Below are 12,701 nucleotides of genomic sequence, written 5' to 3' on the forward strand. Positions count from 1 at the left end.
GCAATGACAATCGCTCACGCCAGCATTAAGCCGATCGCGGACCCCGCCAGCTTAAGAGCAGCGCGTGAATTAGCCTATGCGGATTTTCGTGAGCATCAGGTTGTTGGCAGACTCACAAAACAACTCAGCAAACTCAGCGATGAGTTGCTAGCCAATCTTTGGAATTCTTGCGATCTAAAATCTGATGCCGCCCTCATTGCAGTTGGTGGCTACGGTCGAGGGGCTCTCTTTCCGTATTCCGATATTGATATTCTGATACTTCTACCAGCGGACAAGCAGTTCTTTGAGGAAGTGCTGGCCGGTAAGATTGAAAAGTTTGTGGCGCAATGTTGGGATACCGGTCTAGAAATTGGCTCCTCAGTAAGAACCGTTGCTGAATGCGTATCTGAGGCAGAGCAAGACATCACGGTACGCACCTCCTTGCTGGAGTCTCGTCTAATCTGTGGCAAGAAATCACTCTTCAAAGATTTTGAATCCACCTATGAAAAGACCTTGGATCCAAAGTCTTTTTTTCAGGCGAAGTTAGCGGAGCAAATTCAGCGCCACTATAAGTATCAGGACACACCCTACTCTCTTGAGCCTAACTGCAAAGAAAGCCCTGGGGGGTTACGTGACTTACAAATCATCTCTTGGGTTAGTAAAGCCGCCCACCTTGGGAGCACCTTCAAAGATCTAAATCTAGCTGGCCTTGTAACCCAGCGCGAACTAACCGAACTCAATCGCAATCAACGCTTCCTAGAGACCTTACGTGCTAATTTGCACTTGCTAGCTGGCCGCAGGCAAGATGTGCTTGCATTTGATTTACAGGCACCTCTAGCAGCATCCATGGGCCTCAAGGAAGATTCCTCACGCCTAGCCAGTGAGGCTATTATGCGTCGCTATTATTGGGCAGCCAAAGCGGTAAACCAACTAAACGATGTGCTCTTACAAAATATCGAAGCGCTGCTATTTCCGCAAGAATCCAAAACCACTCACTCCATTCCTGGCGAGGGCAATGAGTACTTTATTGAGCGACAAGGTGTTTTGGATATTACGGATCCCCAGCTGTTTCAGAAGCACCCAGAGCAGATTCTGCGCACCTTCTTGGTTTTTGCACAAACGGCCAACGTGAAGAGTCTATCGGCAACCATTTTTAGAGCGCTCTATAACGCTCGCCAAAAGATGGATGGTGAGTGGCGCAAGAATCCAGTAAATCGCGCATTATTTATACAGATTCTCAAAGAGCCTGAAGGGGTTAGTCGCGCGTTCCAACTCATGAATCGCACCAGCGTTCTTGGTCGCTATCTACCGGCCTTCAGAAAAATTGTTGGCCAGATGCAGCATGATTTATTCCATGTCTATACCGTTGATCAACACATCTTGATGGTACTCAGAAATATCCGTCGCTTTATGATTGTTGAACATACCCATGAGTTTCCATTTTGCAGCAGCCTAATTGCCCATTTCGAAAAGCCTTGGCTACTTGTCATTGCCGCACTATTTCATGACATTGCCAAAGGACGTGGTGGTGACCACTCCGAACTTGGTAAAGCAGATACTCGCAAGTTCGCCAAAGATCATGGTTTAGATAAAGCAGATACTGAGCTTTTAGTTTGGTTGGTCGCAGAACACCTCAAGATGAGTCAGGTAGCTCAAAAGCAAGATATCACCGATCCTGATGTAGTCCAAGCCTTTGCCAAGAAAGTGGGTGATGAACGTCATCTCACTGCACTCTACCTACTCACAGTTGCGGATGTGCGCGGCACCAGCCCTAAGGTATGGAATGCCTGGAAAGGCAAGCTGCTAGAGGATCTCTATCGAGCAACTCTTCGCGTCTTGGGAGGCGCAAAACCAGACGCTTCTTCTGAGCTCGCGCAACACCAAGAAGAATCTCGAGCCAAACTCCGTCTTTACGCGATCGAAGATTCTGCCTATGAGAGCCTCTGGAAGCAGTTGGATGTTGCCTTTTTCCTACGTCAGGATGCTGCTGATATTGCCTGGCTCACTCGCCACTTATTTAACAAGGTTGATAGTGAAACGCCGGTTGTCAGAGCTCGCCTCTCGCCAGTAGGTGAAGGCCTGCAGATTGCAGTCTACGTTAAAGACCAGGAAGACTTATTCTCTAGAATATGCGCCTACTTTGAGCGTCATGGCTTCTCAATTTGGGATGCCCGCATTCATACAACACGACATGGCTACGCGCTTGATACCTTCCAAATCTCAGGCAGTAATTTAGTGGATGAAGGTGGAAGCTACCGTGACCTGATCCAATTAGTTGAATACGAACTCACAGCTGCCTTACAAAATAATGATCCACTGCCACCACCCAGCATAGGTCGACTCTCAAGACAATCTCGAACATTCCCTATTCAGCCGCGAGTTCATATGACTCCAGATGAACGCGGGCATTACTATGCACTCTCCCTCTCCGCCAGTGATCGCACGGGCTTACTCTACGCAATCTCAAGGGTGCTAGCAAAGCATCAAGTCTCGCTTCACACTGCACGCATCAATACTTTAGGCGAACGAGTAGAAGACGTTTTTCTGCTTGATGCTGCCAACTTGAGTAAAAATCCAAAGCTTCAGATCTTGCTAGAAACTGATTTACTGGAAGCATTGGGGGCTTAAGCTAGCCCTACAGCTTTTGTAATGCACGCAGAATACGGGGGCTGCTAATTTGATCAAAAGGCACCCATGCCTTTTTAATCTTTTCAAGAGGCTCCCCCTCCTTAAGCACTCTCAGTACAAACAAGAGATCAATGTGCAAATGCACACCCTCAGCCTTCTTTGGATTTGCGGGAATTTCGTGCAGATCAATATCAATTGGATTTGATTGACCCTTAATAGATTCGCAAATAATTCCGGTCTCCTCATGAACTTCTCTAATTGCAGCCTCATAGGTATCTCATCCTCATCAATGTGGCCGCCTGGCTGCATCCACTCCTTAATAAAGGGGTGGTAGATTAATAGCACAAAGCCATCTTTAATTACAAGCCCGCTAGCAGTAATGTGGCCCATCTGATTGGTTCTTGAGAATGGATTTCCTGAGGCCAATATTTCCCGCGAGAGTGCGGCAAGGGGTGAGTGGGAGCTTGTCACAAAATCCTTTTTATATGGCGAAGCGTGAACCTGAAGCTTGAAAACCGGTCTATGCAAGTTAGAGCAACAATCATGACAGCACTGCACAGCATAAGCAAAGAGGTAGATGTCCACGAGGCACTAGAAAATATCGAAAGAATAAAGCTTGCAAATGCACCAAACATCATCTCAATAGAGTAAAACAATCCTGAAATTAATCCAATATCTGTTTTGAATGACCTCGTCACACCTGCTTGAGTAGCAGGAAAAATTACACCGACCCCAAATAATGAAAGAAAAATACAAGGTAACAACAGAAAGAGTGAGTCTATATCTAACAAAGAGAAGATCGCCAGAAAAGAGGTTGAAATAAAGATAATTAATCCCGAAAAGTAAATTAAGTATTTGAGGTCCATTCGATCAATATTGCGGCGAATAAAAATTGTTCCGAAGATATACCCGCTAATTGATAGTGAGAAAAGATAGCTATATTCTAAGGGGCTTAGTTTGTAGATTCTTTGGAGCAACCCCGGAGAGGAGGATGTAAATGAAAAGTACACAGTCCAAGCAAAGCTAATAATTAAGGTGTGGAAAAGAAATTCATAGTGGGTTAGCAGTTTTAAATACTTCTTGAGAATATTACTGACGGGCAAGTTACCGCCAAGCTCTATCGGCTTAGACTCTTTCATAAAAACACAAAGAAGTCCAAACGAAATAAATGAAAAAAATGAAAGGGCATAAAAGATTGATCTCCAGCCATAGTGCACAGTCAGGTGCGCCCCAATAATTGGCCCCAAAATTGGAGATGCAATTAGACCTGCTGCTAAATAACTTAAAACTCGCACTTGAGATTTGAAATCATACAAATCCCTGACAATTACTCTAGCTAAAAGAGTGCTACATCCTCCACCTAAGGCCTGAAAAAATCGACACCAGGTTAACTGGTCTACTGAAGTTACAAAACAGCTCACAAGGCTAGCCAAGGCAAATATGAAGATCCCGCACAGAACGATGATCCTTCGACCATATACATCTGAAAGGACACCTGAGCTCAGTAGGCTAATAGAGTAGCCAGCCATGTTAGAGGTCAAGGTCAACATTATCGCGGAGTGGCTGGCAATAAGATCTTCACCCATGAATGAAATAGCGGGTAAATATATGTCTGTTGCTAACATGGGGATAACAACTAAAATCGTCAAAAGTGGCAATAAAAATGAATTTCTAGCTTGCATTTACAACTCCAAATTGCTTTTCACAAATAGACTCCACGGGGGTTTTTGGCTGCCGAGAGGAATTAACTACATCACGAGCCACCCTCTTAGCTCCCATTGAAACCATATCTAGGGAGCTGACAAAGTAGTAGGTGCCTGAAGTAATGTGCCCAATAGCGTAAAAGTTTTCAACGTTTTTCCCACCTCTTTTAACCATCGAAGTTGCATAGTCAAGCTGAATGCCTCCAAATGGATTTGCCTCAATTAATCCAGATCTCATAAGCTTATTTAATAGCGGGGATCCGCAATTGCTATCAATAGAGCGAGCTGGTCCAGTTGCATTAATAATCCAGTCGCATTCAATTTCAACTGGCTTTTTTGAACTATCAGCTTTTGAGATTAAGGCAACAAACTTGTTGGAAGTTTTCACTTCAATACCGAGCAATGGCGTTTGATGATTTAGGATTCCTGCCTTTATCAGGGAATATATTTTTAAATAAGTATGCACTGGGAGCGGGACCCTTTTACACATCCACAGCCGGTGATATTTCTTCATAAAAATTCTCTTACTGGAAGCGGATAAGGCGTCCCAATAGCTAGCAATAACAGCATCGCTCGCAACAGCAAAATGCTGCCATTCTGCATACATATGCCCTTTAGAAAATAGGTGGCCAATCCAATCCCCATAGGAGTGCTCGACTGGATTAAAAAACTTATTCCACTTAACTCCAGCCCTTATAAAATCTTTTCTAGCAAGTCTTAATGCCTGCCTCAATGAAATTTCTCCAAACTGTCTGGACTTTATAACTTCTAAATTTTCAAGGTTGAAATGTATCAGCTCGAATTTTTCTCTAGCGCATCTCACTAAAGGGTGATTTGATCCTCTGGTAAAAAAATAAATTGGTCCAACATGTCCTTGCTGAGCTAGCACCACAGCTATGTCAGCCGCGGTAAGCTGACCACCAATAATGCCAACAGTATCAGCCTTTCCAATCCCCATGGCATAGTGATTAGTTGGATATGGGTTATTAACATACCTGCTGTTTCCCTTCAATTTAAATATGTCATGTGGCTCAACGTTTCCGACACATAAAATTGCATAATCAAACCGATTTACATGCTCAGCACAATCAATCACCTCAAAGTATTGATTCCTACACCTAATATCAATCACTTCATGATTTACCAACTCAACCGACACATTGATTTTTTTTGCATCAGAGATTGCATCATGAAGACGATCATTTAGATATAAGCCAAAGAATTGTCGTGAGATATAAGCATCTGGCGAAACTCCAGACCTAGACATGACTTGGCCTGAGCCGATCTGATGACCCCTATCAACCACCCACTCCCAAAAATCAGTCTCTCGATTTGCAAATATGGACGTGGTAGAGCTAACCATATTCATCAATAAATCATCGCTATCGTGCTGATACGCCAGTCCCGATCCAAAGTTTGAATTTTTCTCAAAAATACTTATCTTATATTTTTGATAATCTGAGTTTCTTATGGATTCAATTAGGCCTGCTAAAGTTGCAACAGCCGAGGCTCCGCATCCAATTATTGCAATGCTAGTAAGAGATTGACTTGAATATAAATTGCCCTCTACCGTCAAACAATCCGAGATCTCCAAGAGCCTTCTTGCTGTATTTTGATGCATGATTCCCTCTCAAAGCCTTAAGCTTATCGACGAGAAACAAAAATGCCTACCTGATGTTTGTGTAGGAAATGGCCTACTTAAGGAGATCCACCATAGCAGCCTCATCAATTACCGGAACGCCTAGCTCTTCTGCTTTGGTGAGCTTGCTACCTGCATCTGATCCTGCGACTACGTAGTCGGTTTTCTTGGAGACTGAACCAGCGACTTTAGCGCCAGCTTTTTCGAGAAGATCTTTTGCTTCATCTCTTGTCATCGTTGGAAATGTGCCTGTGAGTACAAAGGTTTTACCCGCGACCACTGCGCTGATGATCTTTTCTTCAACAGAAAGCCGCATACCTGAGGCAAGCAATTGCTCTATTACTTCACGGTTATGCGCTTCTTCCATAAAACTGATGATAGAGTTTGCTACTACTGGACCAACATCCTTGACAGTGAGCAAGTCTTCAATGCTCGCGTCCATTAAGGCATGCACGGATTGGTAGTGATTGGCCAAGTCCTTAGCGGTGGTCTCACCTACATGCCGAATACCCAAAGCAAAGATAAATCTTGCTAGTGTCGTGTTTCTAGATTGATTAATTGCCGCAATGAGGTTATCGGCCGACTTTTCACCCATACGCTCTAGATTTGCTAAAGCGGTAAATCCAAGACGGTACAGATCAGCCGGTGTTCTCACTAAATTCTGATCCACCAATTGGTCAACAATCTTCTCCCCCAAGCCTTCGATATCAAGAGCCCTTCTATGGGCAAAATGAATTAACGCCTGCTTACGCTGGGCGCCACAGAAAAGGCCGCCGCTACAACGTGCAACGGCCTCATCAGCCAATCGCTCGATATGTGAATCACATACGGGGCAATTAGTCGGCATTAAAAATTCTGTTGCGTTTTCTGGACGACGCTCTTTAATTACCGATACGACTTCCGGAATGACATCCCCTGCTCTTCTGACGGAAACGGTATCACCAATCCGAACATCCTTACGCCTGACTTCATCTTCGTTATGCAAAGTCGCATTTGTTACGGTGACACCACCTACCTCTACTGGAGCCAATCTCGCAACAGGTGTGATGGCGCCAGTGCGCCCCACTTGGACATCAATTCCGAGGACCGTGGTTAAGGCCTCTTGCGCAGGAAACTTATGAGCCAAAGCAAAACGTGGAGCCCTGGATACAAAGCCCAGCTTGGCTTGCTCTGCAAAAGAGTTGACTTTATAAACTACACCATCAATATCGTAAGGAAGTTCATCACGTTTGGCACCAACCTCGTTATAGAAAGCCAAAATCTCTTCAACTGATTTAAGTACGCGGCGCTCTGAGCAAACTGGCAGGCCGAGCTTGACGTAAGTATTGAGTAACTCTTCATGAGTTTTAGGTAGCCAAGACTGTGGCTCTAGCGCCCCTAAGCCATAAGCAAAAAATGACAAGGGTCTTTTGGCGGTGATCTTGGAATCGAGTTGCCGCAAACTTCCAGCAGCAGCATTGCGAGGGTTAGCGAATTCTTTCTCACCCTGGGCAGCAGCTTGTGCATTCATTTTCTGGAAGTCTTTGAGATACATAAAGACTTCACCGCGTACTTCCAATACTGCCGGGATGTTCTCACCTGTCAGTTTTAGTGGAATGGCACGAATGGTTTTAATGTTGGCCGTAACGTCTTCACCACTAGCACCATCACCACGGGTGGCCGCTCTGACTAATGAGCCATTCTCATAGCGTAGTGAGATTGCTAGACCGTCAAACTTGAGTTCACCTGCGTAATCCACCTGGTCAACATGCAGACCTTCCCGGCAGCGACGATCAAAAGCTATCAGCTCAGCATCTTCAAATGCATTGTTTAAAGAAAGCATTGGTACTGCATGCGTAACCGAATCAAATTCTTTCAGAGCGGTGCCACCGACTCTTTGTGAGAGCGAATCAGCAGTCACCCACTCAGGATGTGTAGCCTCAATGTCGAGCAGTTCACGGTAGAGGCGGTCGTACTCACTATCCGGAACGATTGGATTATCAAGAACATAGTAGGCATGCTCTAAGCGGGCTAACTCAGATTGCAAGAATGCATAGCGATCCGCTAAATTTGTCGGACTAGTGGACGACAAAACGATTCCTTAACTAAAGAGTCTGCTAGCAGTAGAAGAGCCGGCAGGAACGCCATTCTTCTCAAGATTGGCATATAAAACATCTAAATGCTGACGAATGCTAATCACAGCAGCTTCGGTCAGATTAATCCCGTTATCGTCTACTAAGCGACCATGGGCAGCCTGTGCAATCTCAACCCCCTCACCTAACATCCGCTCAAATGCCCGCTCTTCATGAGGAACTAAAGGCACCTCAAGAAGCAAGGTCACCTGCTTAACCGGCTGATTCGGGTCTAGCTCCGCGCTATTGAAAATCATGGCGCCATTGCTAAAGAATTCATAGGTACGTCCATTGCGGGCTAGCTTAAATCCACGTTGGCGCATCAATGCATCAAAATTAGCCCATGGATAAGCTTCATCAAAGAGCACATTAATACTCAATTGAATATCACTTTCAGCGGCCATAGCATCGAGCTCTTTTGCACCCTCAAGCATTGTGTTAACGCTTGGCATATCAATTTGAGATCCTAGAGTTTCAGCAAGTGCTTGTGCGCGAGAACAAAAATCGGATAACTCCAAGACACCGATTGGGCCACGACGACTTGCCAACTGAATGGCCAATTGCAACTCCAAATAAGTAGCTTCTGGACGCAGGCTTTCCCAATCCTGGCTAGCTTCTGCATCTGCATTAAGGCCTTCGCACATCCAACGAGCCGTTAAAGTATTTGACTCATTCTTCCATGCGTTGATTTCATCGAGAATTTCCCTGCCACTAATACCCTCATCGAAACGAAGCGTAATTACGCAATCAATTCGCGGGTCGATAGAGGCATCCTCTAAAGCAACATCATCAGGAATAGCGACACCGCCAAAAGTAGGTTCAGCGCGATCATCCGTGTCAGCAAACCCCGAACTAAAGGAAGGCTCGCGAACAAAATGATCATCGGGAGAAATATCGCCAAGCTCTCTAGCCTTGCGGCGTGCGCGAGCGTATTTAATATTCAAAATGGCTACCGATATCAAAATCAGCAACCCAATAACAGCCAAAGCAAATTGCAAGTCTGACAAACCTAACATTGTCATGATTTGCTCTAAATCCACTTAAGCTGCCTCCACCATAGAAACCGCAGAAGAAATATCCACAGCAACAATTCGTGACACACCCTGCTCTTGCATGGTGACGCCAATGAGTTGGTGGGCAATTTCCATCGTGATCTTGTTGTGTGAAATAAATACAAACTGTGTCTTGTCTGACATTTTGGCAACCATCTGCGCATAGCGCAAGGTGTTTGCATCATCTAGCGGTGCATCGACCTCATCAAGCAAACAGAACGGTGCAGGATTGAGGAGGAATAAAGAGAAGACCAAAGCAATAGCTGTTAGGGCTTTCTCACCACCAGATAAGAGGTAGATAGAACTATTTTTCTTGCCTGGAGGCTGAGCCATCACTTGAACACCAGCATCTAAAATCTCCTCGCCAGTCATCACCAACTCGGCATGCCCACCACCGAAGAGCTCAGGGAATAACTTACCAAAATGGGTATTAACCTGGTCGAAAGTACCTTGAAGGAGATCACGAGTTTCCGCATCAATCTTAGCAATTGCATCAGTCAAAGTCTGCATCGCTTCATTCAAGTCAGCTGATTGTGCATCCAAGAATTGCTTACGTTCACGGGAACTTGCCAACTCATCCAGAGCAGCCATATTGACCGGACCCAAAGACTGAATTTCAGAATTGAGACGATTAACTTCTGTTTGTAACGCACCCACTTTAAGGTCTGGGCTAAAGCTTGCCTCAAGAGCAGTTAAATCAGCCTCAGCATCAGCCAATAAGGTTGCAAATTGCTCATAATTCAATCGAGCAGCCTGCTCACGTAACTGCAAATCAACTACCTTATCCCGCATTGGTTGAAGGCTACGCTCAATCTGCAAGCGCGCTTCATCCGCCTCCCGCAACTGATGCAATAAGGCATCTTGCTCTGTACGTGCATTTGCTAACGCTGCTTCACGCGCACTTCGGGCCAGCAATAAGCCCTGCAATTTATCTTGCGCCTCTTCATCGCTAAGACTCTCTAGTTCTTGCTCTGAAGTAGCCTGCTTATCCTGAATCTCCATGATCTGAACACGCGCAGTACTTTGGTCGCGTTGCAAATCTGCAATACGCTGTTGTAATGAACGAGTCGCGAATGCAGCTTCTTGAGCAGACATCTCCGCAATGCGCAAGGATTCGCGTAATCGATCGCGTTCTTGCGTCGCTAGCTCTAACTTCTCTTGGGCCACTGCAAGATTTTCCTGTAGACCTTGCTTAGACTCCTCAGACTGAGCAAGTTCGGCGGCCGATTGCTCTTGGGTTTGTGTTAACTGCTCGATCTGCTGACGCAGTTCGCTTAGCTCACCCTGAATTTGTTCAGCACGCTGGCTGTACTTTTCTTCAGCCTGAGTTAATTGCATTCTTTCCACTTCAAAGCCGTGAACCTCTTGCACCGCTTGCTCTGCAGCAATGCGAGTCTGCTCGGCAGCTTGGTGGGCAGCTTGGTAATTAGCAACGCATTGATCTAACTCACCCTGTAACTCACTCTGGATTAATTTCTGTGCACGCAATTGCTTTTCAAGACCTTCCATCTCTTGAGCACGTGCCAACATACCGGCTTGCTCTGAGTCTGCCGCATACAACTGAACGCCAACACGACTCACCAAATGACCTTGCTGAGTAACGAGTGCGCCACCAGCAGGCAACTTCTCGCGACGATGCAATGCATCTTCCAGGCTATTGGCAATATAGATGTTATCTAGCCACTCTTGTAGTACAGCAGAAACACGCGGCGCTCCTGCACTTTGAACACGGGTTAATAGTGGAATGAAATCTGTAGGCACAGCAGTGTGCGCTGGAGAAATCTCCTCCGTCAGGAGAATAGCCAAACGACTTGGAGGCGCATCGTTCGCTAAAGCCAAAGTTTCCTGAACACTCTTCGCCGTAACAGCTGCGAGACGCTCACGAAGGACTGACTCTAGTGCGGCTTCCCAACCGCTTTCTACTTTGAGCTCTTGCCAAAGGCGTTTACTCTCTTTTAATCCCTTGCTCTCTAACCATGGGCCAATCTTGCCCTGAGCCTGAACGCTTGCTTGCAAGGCAGTTAAGGCTGTCAGCTTAGCTTCGGTTTGAGCCAATTCTTGATTAGCAGTCTGGATCTGCTGTTGAGCCGTATTACGAGCCTCATCAGCTGCTGGTACACGTTGTTGCGCTTCACCAGCCTTTTGTCTTGCCTCGTCTACTTTTCGCTGCGCCATCGCATGACGGTCAATCGCCATTTGCAATGCCTCAGCATCAGGCCTACGCATACCAGCAAGTTCAGCCTCTAAACGGGTATCGCGCCCTTTTAATTCTTCCAATTGATTGGCAATTGCTTTAACCCGCTCACCCAAACTAGCCAAGCGTTGATCAATATTTGCCAAATTCTCTCGTGCGTCATTGAGCTCACGCGCATGAACTTGATATGCCTCTTCGCGACTTGGCATCTGCTCTTGCAAGCCAGCTAAATCAGCCAATAACGCTTGCTCTTTTTCCGTTGCCAAACCTAATTCGTGTTCAGCTGTGCGCTGTGCTTGTGCAGCATCTGTTTCTTGAACAGTCCAGCGCTGTAACTGGGCCTGCAAATCTTGTGTTTGCTGCTGTAAACGTTGACGAGCTTCTTGCACATAACGGATCTGTGACTCTACTTGGCTCACATCCGCATTTGTTTGATAGAGATCACCTTGTGCTTGAGAAACCTTATCTTGCAATGCGTATTGCTCTGTACGCATCGTCTCGAGCTCAGTTTCAGCATGGCGCATTTTTGCGGTCTGCTCTTCCAAGCTCACCTGCGTATCACGAATGCCATTAGCATGACGCTCTTGTTCTTTACCAGCCTCGGTTTGGCGCACGAACCACAACAACTGCTGTTGTGATTTCATTTCCGTCGAAAGCTCGGCATGGCGCTCAGCCACAGTTGCCTGCTTCTCTAGTCGCGTCAACTGCTGATCTAGCTCTCGCAGAATATCTTCAACCCGAACCAAGTTCTCTTTAGTATCTTCGAGACGTGAAGCCGTTTCTTTGCGACGCTCTTTATATTTGGATACGCCGGCAGCTTCTTCCAGGAAAACACGTAACTCTTCTGGCTTAGCTTCCAAGATACGATTGATGGTTCCTTGACCAATGATGGCGTAGCCCCTTGGCCCCATACCAGTACCCAAGAAAATATCTTGAATGTCTTTGCGACGTACAACCTGATTATTAACGTAGTAGCTAGAATTCCCATCACGTGTTAATACACGCTTTACCGCTAACTCGGTAAATGCACTCCACTGTCCTTGAGCGCGCCCATCAGCGTTATCAAAAATAAGCTCTACGCTTGCACGACCAGACGGTTTTCGTAAACCAGAACCATTAAAAATGACATCTTGCATCGATTCGCCACGCAACTCACTGGCGCGAGACTCTCCCAAAACCCAGCGAACGGCGTCAATAATGTTCGACTTTCCGCAACCATTAGGGCCCACAACACCGATCAATTGACCTGGCATCTCAAAATGGGTGGGATCGACGAACGACTTAAAGCCGGAAAGTTTGATGGATTTCAGTTGCACGGCGTACTTTGCAGGGAAAAAAGGGGTTCAAATAAAGGGGGTAAAAATTAATACTAAAGTGGGAAGATGATAGCAAGCT

7 protein-coding genes are annotated in these 12,701 nt (G+C 45.9%); 1 reads left to right on the plus strand and 6 read right to left on the minus strand.

Annotated elements, in window-relative coordinates; translation table 11 throughout:
• The first annotated feature begins 3 nt into the window (after positions 1–3).
• Positions 4–2,607, plus strand: coding sequence for a [protein-PII] uridylyltransferase (locus tag AOB49_RS06860; protein ID WP_062309227.1), 2,604 nt, complete (start codon positions 4–6; stop codon positions 2,605–2,607).
• A 7-nt stretch (positions 2,608–2,614) separates the two neighbouring features.
• Here AOB49_RS06860 and AOB49_RS12440 read toward each other — a convergent pair whose 3' ends face one another.
• The 6 genes from AOB49_RS12440 to smc all read right to left on the minus strand — a co-directional run bounded on the left by AOB49_RS12440 (position 2,615) and on the right by smc (position 12,622).
• Complete coding sequence (locus AOB49_RS12440) at positions 2,615–2,866, minus strand: NUDIX hydrolase (protein WP_216634692.1); 252 nt, start codon at positions 2,864–2,866, stop codon at positions 2,615–2,617.
• A 208-nt stretch (positions 2,867–3,074) separates the two neighbouring features.
• The gene (locus AOB49_RS06870; RefSeq protein ID WP_062309230.1) at positions 3,075–4,289 is read right to left on the minus strand and encodes a multidrug effflux MFS transporter; all 1,215 of its coding nucleotides are present in this window, start codon (positions 4,287–4,289) and stop codon (positions 3,075–3,077) included.
• Positions 4,279–5,931, minus strand: a complete 1,653-nt coding sequence (locus AOB49_RS06875; protein ID WP_062309232.1) for an FAD/NAD(P)-binding protein — start codon at positions 5,929–5,931, stop codon at positions 4,279–4,281. Before AOB49_RS06875 ends, AOB49_RS06870 begins: the two co-directional genes overlap by 11 nt.
• Positions 5,932–6,004: 73 nt before the next feature.
• Positions 6,005–8,020 carry an NAD-dependent DNA ligase LigA gene (gene ligA / locus AOB49_RS06880; protein WP_062309234.1) on the minus strand — a complete coding sequence of 672 codons (2,016 nt, stop codon included), beginning with the start codon at positions 8,018–8,020 and terminating at the stop codon, positions 6,005–6,007.
• Positions 8,021–8,029: 9 nt separating this feature from the next.
• The gene (locus AOB49_RS06885) at positions 8,030–9,082 is read right to left on the minus strand and encodes a cell division protein ZipA C-terminal FtsZ-binding domain-containing protein (protein ID WP_062309236.1); all 1,053 of its coding nucleotides are present in this window, start codon (positions 9,080–9,082) and stop codon (positions 8,030–8,032) included.
• An 18-nt stretch (positions 9,083–9,100) separates the two neighbouring features.
• Complete coding sequence (gene smc, locus AOB49_RS06890; protein ID WP_062309238.1) at positions 9,101–12,622, minus strand: chromosome segregation protein SMC; 3,522 nt, start codon at positions 12,620–12,622, stop codon at positions 9,101–9,103.
• Between the last annotated feature and the right edge of the window lie 79 nt (positions 12,623–12,701).

The organism is Polynucleobacter sinensis, from assembly GCF_001595985.1.
GTDB classification, from domain to species: domain Bacteria; phylum Pseudomonadota; class Gammaproteobacteria; order Burkholderiales; family Burkholderiaceae; genus Polynucleobacter; species Polynucleobacter sinensis.